Raw genomic sequence first — 18290 nt, 5'->3', positions numbered from 1 at the left:
GCGGCTGCCGTTGCCTTCCTCGCAAGTCCCGCCGCAAGGAACATCACAGGCGCCATCCTCAATGTGGATGGCGGCTTGAACACCTGAGGGCGCTGGCAGTGGCAGGAAGAGGCTGGCCGATGCCAGCCTTTTCCGCATCCTTCAAAGGCGCTGGCAGAGGAGATGCATGCCGTAGTTCGCCGCTCGCTTTATCGGCAATGGTCGATCCCCCCGGCGCAAACTGATCCGGTAGTCGGCAGTCAGTCGAGGTGATCCTGAAGGTATTCGATCTGAATGGCCGGCCGCTGGAGGGGCAAAGTCATGGCCTGAAGGACAAGATTGTGACGCACATCTTCCGTATGGAGGGCGACAGGATCGTTCGCTTTGATATCGGGGATGCAAGCTAGGTCGTGAATGGTGGCAGCCGCGTCAAGTTGCGGAGGAAAGTGCTGCCAGGGACCATACAATCTGGATGTTTTCGGGGAGGGTGCCGATACCGGGGCAGCCGTGGTCGTTGCCAGAGAAGTCTGCACCTTTTTCTAGAATTGATCGACGGTTCGTGCTATTTATGCGTTCAGCATTTATTTGCATTCGTCCATTCCAAAGCATCCGATGAGTCAACCCAAGCTGCAGGGCATGTCTGGGAAAGGTCTTTGCTATGCGACCGACGGAAATCGATGTCACCTTCGCGCTTTTTCAGCTGGAGGTACGCACCACCGAGGATTCCTGCGGTGACGAGCCTTACATGTGGATCCTGGGTTTCAAGGCCGATGCGGATACGATCGGTGCGCCGCCGGCCGGCAGCATATTGCCTTCGATAGGGGTAAAGACATTCGAGGGCGCTCCGGCGAGCCCATGGCTGCTTGGCACCGGTGATGTGAACGCGCCGGCGACGCTGCCGATTCCGGCGGCGCTGGGGACGCGGTCATTCCGTCTTCGGCCGGCCCTGCTGGAGATAGGCGGCTGGTTTCCCGGCCTGGCCGGAATGGTCGCCTTGCTTTGGGATCAGGACGCATTTTCGCCCAGCACATCGGAGGCGGGGCACAAGAAGTTCAACCAGGTGTTCGGACCCGCGCTGTCGGCCGAGCTGACGAAGCTGATCAACGGCGGGTACGACAGCGAATTGTCGCGCGACGCGAACGGCATGGTGGTGGCCCCGATAGACGGGATCCAGACGCGGCTCGACCGGCTGGGCGACGCCGCCGCACGCAAGAACGCGGTCAAGGCGATCACCAAGTCGGTGAAGGACGCAATCTCCGGCCCGCTGCGCGATGCACTGTCCGATGCCGCCGGGCTGGACGAGATCATCGATCCCGACGAGCTGCTCGGCATCGATGCGGTGGTCTTCCTCGGAAACGAATTGAGTGCGGCGGCGCGTGACTTCTCACTGACGTTTACCGACGACGAGGCCGACTATCTCGCAAAGGGCCACGCGTCCTCCACGCCTGTCAATCTAGCAAGGCTGGGTCCGGCAGTGACTGATGTCGTGCCGCGCCTCGATCGCCAAGTTCCGGTCAAGATGCGGGTCTGCTGGTTTCCCGAGAAAGAGTATAGCGCGCTGGCCTATCGACTGAAGACGACGATACGCTACGACCTTCACCTGCTGAAGGGCGGACCGATCTCGGAGGTGCGTTGGTTTATCGACGGCCAATTACTCAAGGACGGCGACGGCAGCGTCACTGTCATGTTCGAGCCGGTGGACGCCTATGTCGGTCCGCCGCAGGACCAGCTTGCGATCTTCTATACCGGCGGCAACGGAACGCTGAAGTACCGTACTGCCGGCTCTGTCCTGGAGATGTGGAACGAGGATGGCAACGGTGTTTACTTCGGCAAGGTGCGCGCCGTCTTCGCCTTCGTGGGCGACCCGCCGCTGACGCCGCCGGGCGCATCGCCGACGGTGGAGGACTGGGCTCGCCGCGGCTACGACCAGACCGAAGACCTCAGCGTCATGGCGGTCGAGCTGGTCATGGATGCCGCCTATGAGGCTGATATCAAGCAGTGCAAGCGGATCGTAGGGGAAATCGACCGAAAGCATATCGCGGTCAATTTCGGCAAGCTGTTCGTCAATCCAGGCGATCCCCCGCCTTTCCGCCAGGACTTTCTCGATCGGGTGACCGCGCAAGCGAGCGTGACGAATGCGGCCGGTGTGGAAATCACCGTGCGCCCAAAACTGCAGCGATAGATCGCCAAACCCAGGAGGGGAGGCAGAACGAGCAGTTGCTCTCGTTTGCATAAGACTTTTGCTGCAGGAGCCGTCTCGGCCTCACGCGACGGACCATCCACCGTCCACCAGCAGGTTCGCGCCGGTGATCAGGCTCGCAGCCGGTGATGCAAGGAAGACTACGGCACCCACCACATCATCGGTTTCACCGATCCGACCGAGCGGAATGTGACCGAGGGTCGCTTTGCGATTGTCGGCATCGGATAGAAAAGGTGCTGTACCGTCGGTATGAATGAAGGTCGGCGATACGGTATTTACGGTGATATCGTAGCGTGCCCATTCGGCTGCGAGGCAGCGCGTGAGGTGATTGATCGCCGCCTTGCTCATGCAATAGATGGCCTCGCCACGCAGTGCCACGGTGCCGGCCTGCGAACTGATGTTGATGATCCGGCCCCCATTGCGCCTGATCATGTGACGGCCGACTGCCTGGGTCATCAGAAAGGTGCCCTTGATGTTGACATCGAGTATTTCGTCAAGGTCCTTCTCCTCGACGAGTTCCGCGAGATTGCCCGGAGCCACACCGACGTTGTTGACGAGGATGTCGATCCGACCGAATGTAGCCAGAGCCGCGTCGACGGTCTGTGCGATATGGGCCTTGTTGGGAATATCCAGTTCAACCGGGAGAACTTTTCGGCCCGTGCCCTCGAGTTCGGCAATCAGGCCCGCCGAGGCTGCGACATCACGGACCCCCAAAACAATATCGGAGCCTGCTGCGGCACAGGCAAGCGCGCAAGCCCGACCGATGCCACGGCTCGCTCCCGTCACCAAAGTCACCTTGCCTGCAAGACTGAAGTCCGGCGCGTTCTTCTGCATCATGATGCCTCCCTCGATGAAGCTCATTTATGCCAGCGTCGGCGTGTGGATGCCAGATGTTCTGCGCATACTGAGGAGCTTCCCGGCGGCTCGGGCAGCCCGAGCGTTGCTCACCCGACGGAGTGCGCCCACGCATCAGGCTGCCTTGCCCCATATCCGACATTAGCCGTCACCCCGTTCTCCAGCGTATGATGGCATGGCCGGGTGAGCCGGCGATCAGGGAGTTGCCGGGGAATTCCTCTCCTCCGTGACGAGCGCGTTGGCGCCGACGAGGCAGTTGTTGCCGATCGTGCAGCGGCGTTCATTCCCCTGCCGGCACGGGCAGCCCGCGTCGCTCTGACACGCTTCACATGTTGCTCATGCTTTTCATGGCTTTTTCCATGTGCATCTTGCATTCTTCCATCTTGTTGGCCTTCATGGAATCCTTGGCCATCATCATTTCCTTGGACGCCATTTCCTTCTTTGTCTTCATGGCAGGATCCTTCATGGCATCCATGTTGGCCTCCATTTTCATCATCGAAGCCTTGTCGCATTTCGCCGACATCATCGCGTCCTGTGCAAAGACGGGCAGCGCGGAAGCCGCTGCCAGAACGATTGCTGCTACTGTGCCTTTCAACATGACCTTCTCCTCCTTGTGGGCGCCATTGCCCTTTGCAAAACTGTTGGAAGGCGCGAGTGCCTAGATTCCGGCGTACCACTCGTAGCCCCGGTCTTCCCAGAAGCCGCCCTTGCCACCCCACAGGCTGGCGAAGCTGTCCCTGATCTCGATCCGCATCAGGTATTTGGCATGCTTGTAGCCAAGGTGGCGCTCGACGCGCAGACGAAGCGGGGCGCCGTGGGCGACCTCAAGATCCTTGCCGTTCATCTGGTAGGCGAGGATGGTCTGCGGGTGGAAGGCGTCGATGAGATCGATGCTTTCGTAATAGGTTCCGCTGCCGTCCAGCGTCTGTTCGAGCTGGTCTGCGCAGTAGAAGACGGCATAGCGGGCCTCAGGCTTCAGCCCAACGCTCCGCAGGAGCGGTCCGAGGGGCGCGCCCGTCCACTTGCCGATGGCGCTCCAGCCCTCGACGCAGTCGTGGCGGGTGATCTGGGTGCGTGAGGGCAGCTTCTTCAGATCTGCGAGCGAAAGCTCGACGGGACGCTCTACCAGCCCGTCGATCTTCAGTCGCCAGTCGGCGAAGCCGGTTTCCATCATCTGCGCATAGGCTTCGCTGTCTGGCTGGCTCGTGCCGTTCGGCCGGAATGTCGGCGAGATATCGGCCTCGGAATATTCCCGCGCCAGCTTGTCCTTGGGAACGAGGAGCCGCTGGCTTTTCATCGTCAGCGTCTCGGCCATGTCGAGAACGGACTGGACATTGGAGTTCTGGACGACATCGTCGCAGCCGGTGAGGCCGAAAGCGCCGAGGCCGGCAGCCGAGCCGATCAGCAGGCCGCGGCGTGTGATGGAGAAGGTCATCGATCGTCCCTTTCGGTTTCGATCACGTAGCGGCCCGTTATCATCGAGCGCATGTTGTTCCAGAGGCCGGACAGGATCACCATGGCGATATGCACGAAAACGAAGAGGACGATCGACCAGGCGCAGATGAAGTGGATCGACCGGGCCGATTGCCTGCCGCCGAAGAGGTCGAGCAAGAAGGGATAGCCGGCATCCATGCCGGGTGACATGGTCAAGCCCGTTGCAAACATCAGCGGCAGCAGGATGAAGATGACGATCAGGTAGGCGAGCTTCTGCAGCACATTGTAACGCCTTGCCTTTTCACCCTTGGGGAAGCGCAGGCGGGCGTGGTCGGCGATCTCCTGCCCCAGATGGTGCGGCGAGATCTCTTCGCCGCTCGGCGCCAGATCGCGGCGGAAATGGCCTGACAGAAAGCCGATGAGCGCATAGATCGTTCCGTTGATCACGAAGAGCCAGGCAAAGAACAGATGCCAGCGGCGGCCGGTTGCGAGATCCTGGTAGCTCGGAATGGTGATCCAGGAAGGGAAGCCACGCTCGGTCGCGTCATCACCCGTTCCTGAAACGCCGAGAATGCCCGTTGTCGTGATCTGCAGATCGCCGATGCGAAGCACGCCGCGCGTGCCGTCATCCTCATCGACGGCGCTGATCGACAGCCAGGACGGGTCTGCATCCGCACCGTACTGGCCCCAGTAAAGCGCCGGGTGGGCATTGAATATCTGCAGCCCGCTCATCAAAAGCAGGCTGAGACAGAGAACGTTGATCCAGTGTGTCACGCGGGTCGCCAGCGAGTGCCGGCGGATGACTGTCGTCATCGGGCCTGTTGGAGTGGCCTGGCTGTGATCGTCGAGTGTCGCCATGATCGTTTTCGATGTCCGGTACCGTCGCGTTCCTACAGCATGTACGTAGGCGAAGCGGGATTAGTTACAGGCGTCCCGAAGTTTTTTCTTTGCAGCCGGGAGCCTGCCGCCGGGAAAGGCTGATGGCGCGGCTTTCCGGACATCCGCCCGAGGCCGTCACAAATGCGTGAAGCTGTAACGAATGGCGTTCCACCCGCGAAGGAGAACGAGATGCAGATCATCAGGAGCACCGCCATGAAACATTCAGCCGCGTTCAATCTTGCGATCATCGCAGCAGTCTTCGGCCTGGGTTCCACCGCTCAGGCCTGCGCCGGGCAATCGCCTGCGGTCGTCGAACTGTTCACCAGCCAGGGCTGTTCTTCATGCCCTCCCGCCAATGCCAACCTCGTCAAGCTCAGCAACGATCCTGATGTGCTCGCCCTGAGCTTCTCGGTGACTTATTGGGACTATCTCGGATGGAAGGACATTTTCGGGAAGAGGGAATTCACCGACCGGCAGGTGACCTATGAGCCTGCACTTGGTCAATCCGGCCCTTTCACGCCGCAGATGGTCGTCAACGGCCATCAGTCGACCGTCGGCTATGATCTCAACGAGATCCGGCGCGTGATCGCGTCCGAGCCCGCACTGTCCGGCCCCGGAATCTCGCTCTCCCGGAACGCGGCTGTCATCGACGCTGGGAAGGGCCGGACCGCCGCCGCCGACGTGTGGCTCGTCCGCTATGCTCCGGGCACAGTGCAGGTTCCGGTCGCCAGAGGCGAGAATGCCGGCGAGACATTGCCGCACGCCCATGTCGTGCACGAGCTGACGCGTCTCGGCACCTGGGACGGCAAGATATTGCAGCTGCCGATCCCGGCTGCAGCCGGCGACCTCAAGAGCGCCATCATCGTCCAGGAGCCGAAAGGCGGCAGAATCCTCGCCGCAACAACCGACTGAAAACCGCCTCGCTGCCTGATCCTCCCACGGTCGCCTGCGATCCGCCGACGGTCGATTTTGGTCGATCCGCCGCTGTCGATTTTCAATCGATCCGCTCGAGATCTCGCGCAAAGCGCTGCCAGTTGCCGACATATTTCTTCGCGGACTGGGTGATTTTTGCGACTGCCTCATCATCCAGGGTGCGGATCGCCTTGGCGGGCGAGCCGACGATCAGGGAATTGTCGGGGAATTCCTTGCCTTCGGTGATGAGCGCATTGGCGCCGACGAGGCAATTGTTGCCGATCTTTGCGCCGTTGAGGATGGTGGCGCCCATGCCGATGAGGGTGTTGTTGCCGATCGTGCAGCCGTGGATGATGGCGTGGTGGCCGATGGTGCACATTTCGCCGATATCGACGGGGAAGCCGGGGTCGGTGTGGACCATGACGCCTTCCTGCAGGTTGGTGGCCTTGCCGATGACGATGGGTTCGTTGTCGCCGCGCAGCACCGCGCCGAACCAGATGCCGACTTCTTCGGCAAGTTCGACATGGCCGATCACATGCGCGTCGGGGGCGATCCAGAAGGTGCCGTGGGGTGGCAGTTTCGGTCTTGCACCTCCGAGCGCATAGAGTGCCATGTCTTCCTCCTCAGACCACTTTCAGCGAGAGCGTCGCGATGCCATCGACGCCGCAGGAAATGCTGTCGCCCCTGCTGATGGCGGCCACTCCGGCCGGCGTGCCGGTCATGATGACATCGCCGGGGGCGAGAACGAAGAGTTTCGAAAGCTCTGCAATGATTTCCGGGACTTTCCAGATCATCTGGTTTAAGTCGCCATCCTGCTTTTTGACGCCATTTACCTCCAGCCAGACGCGGCCACTGGTGGGATGGCCGAGGCGGCTGGCCGGGACGAGGGGCGAGACCGGGGCGGAATGTTCGAAGGCCTTGGCGAGCTCCCAGGGGCGGCCGAGCTTCTTGGCTTCGGCCTGCAGGTCGCGGCGGGTGAAATCGATGCCGACGCCGTAGCCATAGATGCAGTCGAGCGCCTTTTCGGCGGAAATATCGGCGCCGCCGGCCTTCAAGGCCAGCACGCATTCGACCTCGAAATGCACATCGTTCGACAGCGGCGGATAGGGGAAGTCCTTGCCGGAAAACAGGTTATCAGCGTTCTTCTGGAAGAAGAAGGGCGGCTCACGGTTCGGGTCATGGCCCATTTCGATGGCGTGGTCGGCATAATTGCGGCCGACGCAATAGACGCGGCGGACCGGGAAGGCCTCGGCGCTGCCTTCGACGGGCAGGAGAACCGGTTGCGGCAGCGGGATGACGGTGGCGGAAATGGACATGGCGGGACTTCTTGGCTGATTGATCTGGCGAGTCTGGAGATATCGTAAAGCATGTCGTGCAAAACCGCTCCACACTTTTGCTGGAATTGCGTTACGGGGCCGCGTCGTCCTGCGCGAGGTTGCTGCGCATCAATGCGTAATAGGCTGAAAGCTCCGGAATGGCCTTCGGCAGGGTTTCGAAGGCCGGGTCGGAGACGGTGAGCCGGCCCGCATATTTGGCTTCGAGGAAGGCGTTATGATCGGGGAGCGCCGCGCGGTGGGAGCCGTAGAGCACGGTGAAGACGGGCGAGGGGACGGTGCGGCCCTTGACGATGATGCGGTCTAGCTCGACCACGGTGTAACGCTCGCTGACGAGGCGGGCGGTTTCTTCGCCGAGCAGCAGGGCGACGCCATAATTCTTCGAAGCACCTTCGAGGCGGGAGGCGAGATTGACGCTGTCGCCGAGGCAGGAATAGTCGAAGCGGCGGGTGGAGCCCATATTGCCGACGATGCATTCGCCGGTATTGATGCCGACACCCATTTTCAGCACATGCAGCGGCCGGCCGGTGGCGGCGGCCTCGCGCTCCAGTTCGCGGTTCAGCGTGCCGATCGCATCCTGCATGGCGATCGAGGCTTTGACCGCATGCAGCGCATGGTCGGGGTCGTCGAGCGGCGCATTCCAGAAGGCCATGATGCAATCGCCCATATATTTGTCGATCGTGCCGCCGTGATCCATGACGACATCCGAGAGCGGCGTCAGCAGCCGGTTGATCAGCGTCGTCAGCTGCTCGGGATCGTCCTTCATCGTTTCGGCAATGGTGGTGAAGCCGCGCACATCTGAAAACAGGACTGAGAGCGTGCGCCGCTCGCCACCGAGCTTCAGCTGCGAGGGATCGTTCGACAGGCGCTTGACGAGATCGGGCGAGATATATTGGGCGAAGGCCAGCGTGATCTGACGCTTCTGGCGGCGCTCCTCGGTATAATCGAAGGCCGCCTGACCGAAGGCGACGGCCACGAAGGCGACGGTCGGCCCGAGCGGTGAGACGAAGACATGGGTGAAGCGAATGCCGGCATAGCTTGCCGCGGCGAAGGCAAGGACGGCGGCGGCGGTGGCGACCAGCGTGCGCCAGCTCGTGGCCTTCCAGACCGTTATCGCAGCCAGAATGACTGATATGAGGATGCAGATAGCGACCGGCAGCAGGCCGGCTTCCGTGATCGCCAGGCCATGGACGATATTGTCGTAGATGGTGGCCTGCACCTCGACGCCGGAGATCAGCTTGCCGGTGTGGACGGTATAGGGCGTAGCATAGGCATCGGCGCCGCCCTGATCGATCTCGGGGGCGTTCTGCAGGCTGAGGCCGACCAAGACGACGCGACCCTTGAAGATATCGGGCGGCAGGAAATTCTTCGGGTCGAGCGCCTGATAATAGGAAACGGTGGGATAGGAGCGGGCCGGGCCGAAGGACTGGATGAGAGAGCCTGCCGGCAAATGCAGCGCCTTGATGCCCGCAGCCTTGGCAAGCTCCATGGCAAAGCCATCCTCATAGGATGGAATATTGCGGAAGATGCCGTCGCCATTCAGGGTGATGGAGGCAATGCCGGTGCGCGCGCCGGCATCCGTCATCTGTGGCAGCGGCGTGGTGCGCAGCAGCTGGTCGGCCTGGGGCGTCTTGATCAGCGTTTCATCGCCGGCAAGCACCACATCGGGGCCGACGGCAGCGGTGATGGCCTGATCGTTTTCAGCCGTCGAAGGCTCGGCCATGATGATATCGAGCGCGATGGCTCTTGCGCCGGCGGCGCGCAGCTGTTTGACCAGCTCGGCATGCAGGCTGCGCGGCCAGGGCCATTGGGCGTTGATATCGGCAAGCGCCGGTTCGTCGATCGCCACGATGATCGGGCCATCGGTCAGCGGCGTCGGATCGTCGATCGTCGAGAGATAATCGAAGGTGCGCAGCTCCGTCAGTGTCCAGGCGGGCAGGCGGGAGATCAACGAAATCGTGATCAGCGTGACCAGTGCCAGCACGAGAAGGCGGATGCCGCGGCTCGAGAAGGGCCAGCCGGGCGGGCGCTGCGACGGGCGGCGCGTCTCGATCGGCCGCTCTGCCTGAAGCCGTTGCAGGGCGGCCGGGCGCGCCATCATCAGAAGCGGATCTTCAGGCTGCCCTTGAAGGCGCGGCCCCAGCCAGGCACGCCCGGCGTCACCTCGAAATCCTCGTTGAGGAGGTTATAGGCGGCGGCTTCGAGCGCGATGCGCTTCTCGAAGGGCTCCCAGATCAGATGCGCGTCAAGGCTCCAGTAATCGTCGAGCTTGGTGCCGAGATCGTCGCCATCGCGCTCGCCGATATAGTTGGCGGCGACGGTGGCCTTGACCTTGGCCTCGTTGACCCAAGTGAGTGCGATCTGGCCGGAATTCGTCGGAATATAGGGCAGGTTGCCGCCGAAGTTCGGCTCCAACGGGTCCTTGTTCTCGGAATCCATGTAGGCATAGGTGGCGGAAAGGCCGAAGCCGTTGCCGAGCGCGAGGTTGGCGGTGACGGCGGCACGATCGATGCTGCCGCGCGACAGCGGCAGGCTGTCGACCGCCGGAAGCGCGATCAACGGCAGGTCGATCGAGAAATCATGCAGTTCCTGATGCTGGTATTCGACCGAGGTAAAGAACTTGTCGGTCCATTCGGCATCCCACTCCAGCGCCACCGTATCGGCATAACCGTCAAAGCCAACCGAATATTGATTGGCCTGCAGGCCGAGGATACCGACCGGCGCCAGTGTCGGAACGCCGATATCTAGGCTCTGGCGCATGAAGGCTGCGCGCAGCCAGTGGTTTTGGACCGGCGTCCAGGCAAGGCCGAAGCGCGGCTCCAGCCGGCTGACATCGACGCCATCGCCTTCGAGCCGTGTGCCGAAAAGCGCATATTCGCCCTTCAGATCCGGCGTGATCTCGTGCAGGACATCGACATAGGCGCGGCCGATATTGACGCGGTTGCTCGCTTCATCGGGGCCAACAGTCACTTCATCGACAAACCCCGGCACGAGGGTGTCGAGATGGAAGAAGCTTTCGTTCCTGGCATCGATCCAGCCGCCCTCAATGCCATATCGCCATGTCAGCGTATCGTCGCCGATGCTGTGGCTGATTGCGGCAATATAGGTCTTGGATGACGTTTCCTGGTTTGCTTCTGCGAACGGAAACAGATCGGGCGGCGGAGCGCCGGTGATGGAGGAGGCGTCAAAGGTAAGATCATAAGCTATTTTTGCCTTGCTCTCGGAATAGAGGAGCGCGGCGTTGAGCACGTTCCTGTAGCCGAAAGTGTGGCTCCAGCCGATGCCGGCATTTGTCGTTTCGGCTTCGTCGTAGCGGTTTCTGTAAAGCGGCAAATCCTCTGTCGGGATCGGAATCCCGAGCGGAATGAAGAGTTCGTCGTTCAGGCGGTCGGTTAGCGCAGTGCTGGTCGTCAACGCGTTCAGGGGGCCGTAGCTCTTGGCGTGATTGACGAAGCTGACGACTCGGTCATCTGGCGTCAGCGTCGCCGTCAGGTAGGCGTTGCCCGTCAGAAGTTTCTTTTCCAGCTCGAACCCGCCGAAATCGCGGTAGTCGCCGTCGAGCGCCAGCTCCTCCCAGGTCAGGTTGCCGAAAAAGCTGATCGGGATCGTTTGGTTGGAAAACCCCTGGATTTCCGCCTCGCCGGTGCGGCGGGTGTGGCCGTCGACGCTGTTGATGCCGCCGCCGACGGAGCCTTCGATGAAGGGCGTGCGCAGGATTGTGGCCGCGCGTGAGCGGCCTGACAGCATGTGCGGATCGAGCAGAAGACCCTGGAAGAGCGAGGAGAAGCTTGATGTGTTGGCACGGTACTGGCTGACGCTATCATCGCTGAAGCTCGTCGCATTGACGTAAGGGAAGATGCTGCCCTTGATCGCCTGGTCGGTGTAACCCGTGCCTTCGAAGGGGTTGAAGACGGCATCACCATAGTAGCGGCCCCAGGCATCCAGGCCCTGCAGGCGGAAGGCGTTGTTCAGCGTCGAGCCGGCATCCTCATTGGCGCCGAGGCCGATGTAATCGCCACCACGGGCGCGAGAGCGGCGCAGGAATTCCTGGGCATTCCTGATCGCGCCATCGGCATTGTAGTCGTCGATATCGACGGCGGTGCGGAAGGAGGAGATGACCGGATCGTTCTTGTCCAGCCGGTCGGCATTGTCGAGCGCCTGGTTGAAGGGTAGGCGGTCGCCCTTTTCGTAATGGGCGGCGGCGAGCATGAGCTGCGATTGCGAATGGGCCGGATTGGCGGTGCTGGCGGCGAGCAGGTCTTCCAGCGCCTTGTCGCGCTCGCCGGTTTGCAGGTAATAGCGGCCACGGGCGAGGAGCGCGATATCGAAGGAGGGATCGACGGCAAGGGCGGTATCGATCTCGCGCTTGGCTTCCTTCATGCGAGACTGGTCGAGATAGAGGATCGCGAGATTCGCATGCGGCACGGGATCCTGCGGATCGAGCTCGATCGCCTTCAGGAAGGCCTTTTCAGCTTCGCCATTGGCATCGCGGGCATCCTGTAGCAGGCCCATGGAATTCAGCGAGCCGGAGGCGCCGGGCGCAAGTTCGATGGCGCGGTTCAGGTCTGCGAGCGCGCCGTTGATATCGCTCTCATAGGCAGCCTTATAGCCGGCGCGGGCCGCAAGGCCGATCGGATGATCGGGATCGAGCGCCAGCGAGCGGTCGGCCGCCTCCTTCATCTGCACCCGGTCGTCGATGAGCTGGGCGAGCTGGGCGCGCATCGCCGGCAGGGTCGGATCATTGGGATAGCGCTTTTCCGCCTGCCTGATGATCTCGATCGCCGCACGCGGGTTTTTCAGGAAGCCCACCGTATAGGCCTGCATGATGGCGCCATAGACGCCGACGGAGGCCGCCGGCGGCTGCTCGACATGGGCGGGGTTGGCCAGCGAACGGGCGAAATAGCCGCCATATTGCGCCATGTTGCGTCTATCGGCATCGAGATGGGGTGCTGCCTTTTCGAAAAGCCTGGCGGCATCGGTATAGCGCTTTTCGGAGCCGGCGATGGTCGCCTCGATCAGGTCGACACGCGCCTGCTGGGCGACGGTCAGTTTGCGGCCGCGCAACGCCTGCAACGTTGCAGCTGCGACCTGCCGTCCGTCAAAGGCGCTCTGCAACTCTGCGAGCGTCAGCCAGTCTTCCGTCGTGCGCCGCTCGGGTGGCAGCGCCATCACGCGGCGGCGCTCGGATGCCATGCGGCCAGCCGGCAGCGGCGAGGTGGGCATCAGCCCGAAGCCATCGCGCAGGTTCAGATAGAAAAGCATCTGTTCGCGATCGTCGGGCGTGACGATGACGAGCTTGCGGGGCGCCTGGCCGATGGTGGCGACGGCGCCTTCGCCTTCGTTGACATCGACGCTGCCCTGCGGGTTCGTGAGCGAGACGCGGCCTTCGAGCACGATCATCGAAGTCTTGGCGCCCTCGACGGTCATCGTCCAGTCCGTGCCGCGGATGGCGGCTGCGGCGGCGGGCGTCTCGACCGTCAGGCCCTGGCCGCCGCGCTGGGCACGGGCCCAGATCGTGCCGGATTGCAGGTTGAGGATCGTGTCTCCGGTCTGAGACATCTTCTTGACCTGCAGCGCGGAATTGCGGCCGAGGCGGATCTGCGTGTGATCGGAAAAGAGGATGGCGAGCTGGCCGGTGGCATTGGTGCGCAACACGTCTCCATCCAGCAGGTCCTGGTTGAGATCGACGACGCGCCAGTTGCTGACATCGACGAAGCGCACTTCCTCGCCGGTCTTGCGGGCGATGACCGAGCCTGCAACCGGGGTCGGGCGCTGCAGCGGCTCGGCTGCAACCGGAAATGAAAGTAGTGTTGACATGAGCGCAAGAGATGTACTTGCGCACAGAAAAGACCTCAGCCCCGACATTTCAGATACCCCCGCATCTTTTTCCCCTTTGGCCAAGCGCGGTGTAAAAGTCAAGCTGGCTGCACACGTGTTCTTGCTTTCGCGACCAAGTGTATTATTAGGGAAACACTATTGCGGGGTGGGGACTTCCTTGAGCGAGTTTGAAAATTTTGCGGAGTTGCCATACAGCTCTCCGTCGACAGAGGATATTGGCTCGGAATATTTCGACCATATCAAGAAAATCAACGACATATTCTATGATCAGATCAAGATATCGGATCAGAAGGCCGCTTATATCTTTACTTTTATGCTCGCCTTTCTTGTGAGCTCCGTCGAAGTGAGGGCCGTCTTCACCTGGGCGCGCTATGCGCAGGGCACGCCGCAGGCCATTCTCTTCTCCGGGCTCCTGGCCGCAGCCTCGGTCTTTTCGATTCTGTCGGCCATCCTCGTGGTGCTGCCGCGGCGGCTCGATAAGTCGACATCGATGTTCTGGGGTGCATGGCCCAGACATCGCGATACCTTCTTCGAGGCGGCGATCCAGCGCGACGAGCGCTATCTCTTCGACCAGTATGTGGAAAATGCCGACATTCTCTCGCACATCGCCCGCAGCAAATACCGTTTCGTGACGATCGCGTTTCGGGGGCTGATGGTGACGGTCGTGGCTTATGTGCTGCTGCTGGTGGCGGCTTAAATCCGCGTTCCGGCTTGTCGCTCCTATTTCGCAAAGTCCGCCGCTGTGAGGGGAACAGGCTTATAGCCGTTGATGTCGGCGATATCGTATTCCTGGCCGAGCTCGGCCGCGACCAGAACCTTTCCGGATTTCGACATCAGCGCCGGGTCTCGCCAAAGTCCTGATATGACGTGGCCGATGAATTGCGGTGACTCGGAATTGGACAGGTCGAAATATTCGGCGTTCTGCATGACGGCTTCGGTGCGCACCAGCCCAGGATAGAGTGCGACGACGGCGACATTGTGTGGACGCAGATCATGCGCGAAGTCTGCAGCCATCTTGTCGGCAGCGGCCTTGGCCATGCCGTAGATCGCGTTGCCATCGTAGAATTGCGCTGCCCAGAAGGAAATATTGACGATCAGGCCGCGCTGCGCCTGGATCATGACGGGTGCCAGCGCACGTGACGTCAGGAAGGCCGCCCGCAGTGCGGTGCCCATCATCGCATCCCACCGCCAGAGGGGCTGCTCCCAGAAGGCGCGGGGCCAGGTAAAATCGCCATCCTCGACCATGTTTTCATAGCCGGGCCACGCATTGTTCACCAGAATATCCAGCCTGTTGACGGCCCTGATCTCTTCGGCCACGCGCTCGGTCTCGGCGTCGTTGCTGTGGTCGCACTGATGAATGACAACACGCCCAGGCAGGTCCGCAGCCTCGAGCTCAAGCCCTTCCAGCGATCCCGCCCGTTTGCCTTCAAGGCTCGCCTCGGAGCGCGTCCTGCCGGTCACATGCACCGTGGCTCCCTCGGCGAGCAGGGCAAGCGCAATCCCGCGGCCGACACCACGGCTTGCACCCGTTACCAACGCGATGACATCTTTCATGTTGGCTAACCTCCTATACAGTGGCTGTTTTCAGGCGCGGCTGGTGAGCGCGCATTTGGGCTGCGGTATATCTGGGGACCTGGCAAAGTACGGCGCCGCCGTGCGATTGTGAAGGCCAGGAGGAACAGCTGTTTTGCCAATGATCGACTGGGCGGACCGCCATTGCCGTTATTTCGGCCTGCTTAATCAAAACGCCAGCACCATGCCGACACGCTCAGCCGGTAGCGGGAAAACGTCAATCGTTTCTCGCAGATGGCGCGCAAGCGACTTTGCGGTGAAGCGGCGGCGACCGGTTGGCCGCCGCCTGTCCGGTCTAGCGCGTTGCCTTCAGCTGGAGGCGAGAGACGCCTGCGGCCAGATTCACGCCAGTTCCGGTTTCGCCGCTAAGCGGCTGCAATGCGAAGTTCTTCGAATTTCCGCCCACCAGGGCATTTGCCCCGAGGCCGACGCCAACGGATGCGCTGGCTGATGCGCCGACATAGGTGCCGGCGAGAGCGCCATCGCCGACGCGCGTGGGCGCGGTGTTGACGACGATCCAGCTGAGATAGGATTTGCCGGTGACACCGACATCGAGACCGAGCTTGCCGATCGTGCCTGTATAATGCTCGACCTTGCCGGTGTTCTGCTTGAAGTTGCAGTCGATCGCCTTGCTCGAGCCGACGATCATGCCGACGCCGCCGGCGACTTCGCAGGAGAGCGTGCCGAGACGTTGCCGGGGTTCATTTACGACCTGCTGGGCGGCATGTTTTGGTTGCTTGTGCTGGCTTGCGGCCTCGGCCACGGGTACGAAGCCGAGGGAAGCGGCAGCGGCGAGGATGAGGAGATTCTTCATGAGTGTTTCCTTCCATACTCTCTTGGGGGGACCGTTATAAACGCGTTCAACCCAACTTCGTTCAGATGTCGAAAGGAAACGGAGCGGGCTGCAAGCCCGATCCTTCGGCAGATGTTTGCTTCAATGGTTCTGATTGATGCCTATGCCGCTCAGGCGCTGACGGCTTCCGTCGAACCGGAGAAATCGACCGCGGCAAAGGCTGCGGCGATCACTTCCGGGCCGGCATTCGGTTTTGCGGCATCGGTCGACAGGATCTGGCGGTAGCGGCGGGCGCCGGGCAGGCCGGTGAAGAGGCCGACCATGTGGCGGGCGATATGCTGCAGGCGGCCGCCTGAGGCGATATGGCGCTCCGCATAGGCCATCATGCGGTCGCGCAGATCGTCCCAGTCGGGCTCTGAGGCCGGAGCGCCGTAGAAGCGCTGGTCGACCTCGGAAAGGATGGCGGCATTCTGATAGGCGGCGCGGCCGAGCATGACGCCGTCGACATGGGCGAGGTGGGCCCGCGCCTCATCCAGCGTGTGGATGCCGCCGTTGATGCCGATGAAGACATCGGGGAAGCGGGCCTTCATGCGATAGACGATCTCGTAGTCGAGTGGCGGGATCTCGCGGTTTTCCTTGGGGCTCAGGCCCTTCAGCCAGGCCTTGCGGGCATGGATCCAGATCGCGTCGGCGCCGGCATCGAGCACGCGGGTCATCAGCGTCGGCAATGCCTCCTCGGGCTCCTGCTCGTCGACGCCGATGCGGCATTTGACGGTGACCGGAACTTTCGCGACTTTCTTCATGGCGGCGATACATCCGGCAACCGTTTCAGGCGTCAGCATCAGGCAGGCGCCGAAGGTGCCGGATTGCACGCGGTCGGACGGGCAGCCGACATTGAGATTGATCTCGTCATAACCGTAGGGCCCGGCAATGCGCACGGCCTCGGCAAGCTTGGCCGGATCCGAACCGCCGAGCTGCAGGGCGACGGGGTGTTCGGTGCCATCGAAGGAGAGCAGGCGCTCGCGCGGGCCATGGATGATGGCGTCGGCGACGACCATTTCCGTATAGAGCAGAGCGTTGCGGCTGATCTGGCGGTGGAAATAGCGGCAGTGGCGATCCGTCCAGTCGATCATGGGCGCTACGGCAAAGACCGGCGCCTTGAAATAGCGCTGGTTGCCTTCTGAAACAGCCGCCTTTGCCGTGGTCATGATCTCAAGTCTTCTTTCGTCTGGTCGTGGGTCCCGTGGCCTCATGTCGTGGCAGAGGCCCGATCCTGCAAGCCCTCGCTGGCGAAACGCCGGGGCAGGGGCGGCAATGGGACGAGGGCTTATACATGAGGCATGGCGATAAAGCGAGATGGGGTGTTTGAAGGTGCCGGCTGTCATCTTCCTGGAGGCTGTCTCCCGCACTTGACCCAGGTGCCGTTTTCCGGGAAGGCAACGGAGGACGATGCTGATATTCTGATGTCAGGATCGAGCAAAGCCAGAAGGCCGCAGGCGCATCCATCCAATCGACCTTGCAAAGCGGATCGATGGTCGCCACGCAGCCGCAGCGAAGGAGTGCATCAGCCTCATGACGGACGATAGCGCAGGGATCAAGGCATTGCTTGCAATGCCCAGGCGAGACAACAGCGCCTATCTGGAAACGCTTCGCCTAGTGCGGGAGGCGTTCGCCGAGGCCGAGGCGGAATTTGGCGGCAAGGTTATTGCGATGACGGACAGCGCCCGAGACGAAGCTGGAAATATCGTCATCATGACCGTGATCAGGGCGGCATAGACAGGCATCAGCGGAATAAGGTGAGGCCCGGGCGGGAATGCTGCGGGCCTTTTTTGTTGAAACGCCTGAGAGAAAAAGGGAAGGCGAAACGAGAACAGGGGCGAGAAGATCGCCTGAATTAGAGAGGCAATTGAACCAAAACCCTTCTGCCGCGTTTTCGCCATATATAGGAGGATTTCGATGGACAACCTGCTTCTGATCGCCACCCTTTGCGGCCTCATGTCTTTCGCCATGATCTGGCTCCAGACGAGAGAATAGTTTTCTGCGCCAAAGACTTGACGCTTTCCCGTCTTCCCACCGGCACCGCTCGTCCCGCGCCGGAATCCCATCTTTTGTACTGCCCTGAAACGATCGTCTTGACTTCTCTGAAAATGAGAACAAAATGAGAACAAATAAACGTTCTCATCTATGTTCTGATGGAGAGTTCGATGGCAGCAAGCCCGAGTTATTCAGGAGCAGCAGACAAGGCCATGGCCTTTGCCGCGCAGCTGCGCGCAGACCGCGAGCGCCACGAAGCGCGCAGGCGGGAAGAACAGCGCCGCATCGAGGCGATGCGGCCGATCAACAAACATGTGCTGAAGGTGTTCGGTGGGCAGCAGCTGGCGCTGAAGCTGAATAGCTGAGGGCGGGTACCGCCGTCCTCGTGCTCATACAGAGGCGGTTGGGCAAGGACAGCTTTCAAGTAACGCCGATACCGCGCATTGAGTATCGGCTGGCG

At 61.5% G+C, this 18290-nt stretch carries 17 protein-coding genes and 2 pseudogenes; 7 read left to right on the top strand and 12 right to left on the bottom strand.

Annotated features, from left to right (window positions below; genetic code table 11):
* From PMI11_RS37330 to PMI11_RS15400, 3 genes and pseudogenes are all read left to right on the top strand, one after another.
* Nucleotides 1-87, top strand: an 87-nt coding sequence (locus tag PMI11_RS37330; protein WP_007818533.1) for an SDR family oxidoreductase, incomplete at its 5' end; no start/stop codon positions are given.
* A 152-nt stretch (nt 88-239) separates the two neighbouring features.
* A pseudogene (locus PMI11_RS38505) lies at nt 240-386 on the top strand (ketosteroid isomerase); the annotation flags it as partial.
* 338 nt (nt 387-724) lie between these two features.
* Nucleotides 725-2161: a hypothetical protein gene (locus tag PMI11_RS15400; protein WP_157179638.1), complete on the top strand. Its 1437-nt coding sequence runs from the start codon at nt 725-727 to the stop codon at nt 2159-2161.
* Nucleotides 2162-2242: 81 nt separating this feature from the next.
* On the opposite strand, the gene PMI11_RS15395 is transcribed toward PMI11_RS15400, so the two are convergent.
* The 5 genes and pseudogenes from PMI11_RS15395 to PMI11_RS15380 all read right to left on the bottom strand — a co-directional run bounded on the left by PMI11_RS15395 (nt 2243) and on the right by PMI11_RS15380 (nt 5326).
* On the bottom strand, nt 2243-3013 hold the full coding sequence (locus PMI11_RS15395) for an SDR family NAD(P)-dependent oxidoreductase (protein ID WP_007818531.1): 771 nt from the start codon (nt 3011-3013) through the stop codon (nt 2243-2245).
* Nucleotides 3014-3215: 202 nt separating this feature from the next.
* A pseudogene (locus tag PMI11_RS38085) lies at nt 3216-3301 on the bottom strand (gamma carbonic anhydrase family protein); the annotation flags it as partial.
* 58 nt (nt 3302-3359) lie between these two features.
* On the bottom strand, nt 3360-3632 hold the full coding sequence (locus PMI11_RS15390; protein WP_007818530.1) for a hypothetical protein: 273 nt from the start codon (nt 3630-3632) through the stop codon (nt 3360-3362).
* Nucleotides 3633-3692: 60 nt separating this feature from the next.
* Nucleotides 3693-4469 (bottom strand): molybdopterin-binding protein, encoded by a 777-nt coding sequence (locus PMI11_RS15385; RefSeq protein ID WP_007818529.1) that lies wholly within the window; start codon nt 4467-4469, stop codon nt 3693-3695.
* Nucleotides 4466-5326, bottom strand: coding sequence for a cytochrome b/b6 domain-containing protein (locus PMI11_RS15380; RefSeq protein WP_007818528.1), 861 nt, complete (start codon nt 5324-5326; stop codon nt 4466-4468). The genes PMI11_RS15385 and PMI11_RS15380 overlap by 4 nt, the downstream gene beginning before the upstream one ends.
* Before the next feature lie 234 nt (nt 5327-5560).
* On the opposite strand from PMI11_RS15380, the gene PMI11_RS15375 reads away from it, so the two are divergent.
* Nucleotides 5561-6259 (top strand): DUF1223 domain-containing protein, encoded by a 699-nt coding sequence (locus PMI11_RS15375; RefSeq protein ID WP_037071452.1) that lies wholly within the window; start codon nt 5561-5563, stop codon nt 6257-6259.
* Nucleotides 6260-6341: 82 nt separating this feature from the next.
* Here PMI11_RS15375 and PMI11_RS15370 read toward each other — a convergent pair whose 3' ends face one another.
* From PMI11_RS15370 to PMI11_RS15355, 4 genes are all read right to left on the bottom strand, one after another.
* Nucleotides 6342-6872, bottom strand: a complete 531-nt coding sequence (locus PMI11_RS15370) for a gamma carbonic anhydrase family protein (RefSeq protein ID WP_007818526.1) — start codon at nt 6870-6872, stop codon at nt 6342-6344.
* A gap of 10 nt (nt 6873-6882) precedes the next feature.
* Nucleotides 6883-7575, bottom strand: a complete 693-nt coding sequence (locus PMI11_RS15365; protein WP_007818525.1) for a fumarylacetoacetate hydrolase family protein — start codon at nt 7573-7575, stop codon at nt 6883-6885.
* A gap of 91 nt (nt 7576-7666) precedes the next feature.
* The gene (locus PMI11_RS15360) at nt 7667-9694 is read right to left on the bottom strand and encodes an adenylate/guanylate cyclase domain-containing protein (protein WP_007818524.1); all 2028 of its coding nucleotides are present in this window, start codon (nt 9692-9694) and stop codon (nt 7667-7669) included.
* Nucleotides 9694-13410, bottom strand: coding sequence for a FecR domain-containing protein (locus tag PMI11_RS15355; RefSeq protein ID WP_193385610.1), 3717 nt, complete (start codon nt 13408-13410; stop codon nt 9694-9696). Before PMI11_RS15355 ends, PMI11_RS15360 begins: the two co-directional genes overlap by 1 nt.
* A 178-nt stretch (nt 13411-13588) precedes the next feature.
* Here PMI11_RS15355 and PMI11_RS15350 point away from each other — a divergent pair, with 178 nt between their 5' ends.
* Nucleotides 13589-14128, top strand: coding sequence for a Pycsar system effector family protein (locus PMI11_RS15350; protein WP_007818522.1), 540 nt, complete (start codon nt 13589-13591; stop codon nt 14126-14128).
* 23 nt (nt 14129-14151) lie between these two features.
* Here the strand turns inward: PMI11_RS15350 and PMI11_RS15345 are convergent, their stop codons facing one another.
* The 3 genes from PMI11_RS15345 to dusA form a co-directional block, all read right to left on the bottom strand.
* Nucleotides 14152-14985, bottom strand: coding sequence for an SDR family NAD(P)-dependent oxidoreductase (locus PMI11_RS15345; protein ID WP_007818521.1), 834 nt, complete (start codon nt 14983-14985; stop codon nt 14152-14154).
* Nucleotides 14986-15298: 313 nt separating this feature from the next.
* A complete protein-coding gene (locus PMI11_RS15340; RefSeq protein WP_007818520.1) occupies nt 15299-15817 on the bottom strand; it encodes a DUF992 domain-containing protein in 519 nt (172 codons plus the stop codon).
* 149 nt (nt 15818-15966) lie between these two features.
* On the bottom strand, nt 15967-17004 hold the full coding sequence (gene dusA / locus PMI11_RS15335; RefSeq protein WP_007818519.1) for a tRNA dihydrouridine(20/20a) synthase DusA: 1038 nt from the start codon (nt 17002-17004) through the stop codon (nt 15967-15969).
* Between the two features lie 364 nt (nt 17005-17368).
* Between dusA and PMI11_RS15330 the strand changes: the two genes are divergently transcribed.
* Nucleotides 17369-17572, top strand: coding sequence for a hypothetical protein (locus PMI11_RS15330; RefSeq protein WP_007818518.1), 204 nt, complete (start codon nt 17369-17371; stop codon nt 17570-17572).
* Nucleotides 17573-18000: 428 nt separating this feature from the next.
* Entirely contained in the window at nt 18001-18195 is a 195-nt protein-coding gene (locus PMI11_RS15325; protein WP_007818517.1) for a hypothetical protein, read from the top strand.
* Nucleotides 18196-18290 lie beyond the last annotated feature (95 nt).

The organism is Rhizobium sp. CF142 (assembly GCF_000281145.1).
In the GTDB taxonomy this organism is placed as follows: domain Bacteria; phylum Pseudomonadota; class Alphaproteobacteria; order Rhizobiales; family Rhizobiaceae; genus Rhizobium.
The sequence above is the reverse complement of the archived record's forward strand: the minus strand, read 5'-3'. Positions and strand labels throughout refer to the sequence as shown.

What these genes read in the sequence shown, in the direction of transcription:
- PMI11_RS15370 (WP_007818526.1), bottom strand. Translation starts at nt 6,872, where the DNA reads ATGGCACTCTATGCGCTCGGAGGTGCAAGACCGAAACTGCCACCCCAC.
- PMI11_RS15345 (WP_007818521.1), bottom strand. Translation starts at nt 14,985, where the DNA reads ATGAAAGATGTCATCGCGTTGGTAACGGGTGCAAGCCGTGGTGTCGGC.
- PMI11_RS15365 (WP_007818525.1), bottom strand. Translation starts at nt 7,575, where the DNA reads ATGTCCATTTCCGCCACCGTCATCCCGCTGCCGCAACCGGTTCTCCTG.
- PMI11_RS15360 (WP_007818524.1), bottom strand. Translation starts at nt 9,694, where the DNA reads ATGATGGCGCGCCCGGCCGCCCTGCAACGGCTTCAGGCAGAGCGGCCG.
- PMI11_RS15380 (WP_007818528.1), bottom strand. Translation starts at nt 5,326, where the DNA reads ATGGCGACACTCGACGATCACAGCCAGGCCACTCCAACAGGCCCGATG.
- PMI11_RS15340 (WP_007818520.1), bottom strand. Translation starts at nt 15,817, where the DNA reads ATGAAGAATCTCCTCATCCTCGCCGCTGCCGCTTCCCTCGGCTTCGTA.
- PMI11_RS15355 (WP_193385610.1), bottom strand. Translation starts at nt 13,410, where the DNA reads ATGTCAACACTACTTTCATTTCCGGTTGCAGCCGAGCCGCTGCAGCGC.
- PMI11_RS15325 (WP_007818517.1), top strand. Translation starts at nt 18,001, where the DNA reads ATGGCAGCAAGCCCGAGTTATTCAGGAGCAGCAGACAAGGCCATGGCC.
- dusA (WP_007818519.1), bottom strand. Translation starts at nt 17,004, where the DNA reads ATGACCACGGCAAAGGCGGCTGTTTCAGAAGGCAACCAGCGCTATTTC.
- PMI11_RS15400 (WP_157179638.1), top strand. Translation starts at nt 725, where the DNA reads ATGTGGATCCTGGGTTTCAAGGCCGATGCGGATACGATCGGTGCGCCG.
- PMI11_RS15330 (WP_007818518.1), top strand. Translation starts at nt 17,369, where the DNA reads ATGACGGACGATAGCGCAGGGATCAAGGCATTGCTTGCAATGCCCAGG.
- PMI11_RS15395 (WP_007818531.1), bottom strand. Translation starts at nt 3,013, where the DNA reads ATGCAGAAGAACGCGCCGGACTTCAGTCTTGCAGGCAAGGTGACTTTG.
- PMI11_RS15375 (WP_037071452.1), top strand. Translation starts at nt 5,561, where the DNA reads ATGAAACATTCAGCCGCGTTCAATCTTGCGATCATCGCAGCAGTCTTC.
- PMI11_RS15390 (WP_007818530.1), bottom strand. Translation starts at nt 3,632, where the DNA reads ATGTTGAAAGGCACAGTAGCAGCAATCGTTCTGGCAGCGGCTTCCGCG.
- PMI11_RS15385 (WP_007818529.1), bottom strand. Translation starts at nt 4,469, where the DNA reads ATGACCTTCTCCATCACACGCCGCGGCCTGCTGATCGGCTCGGCTGCC.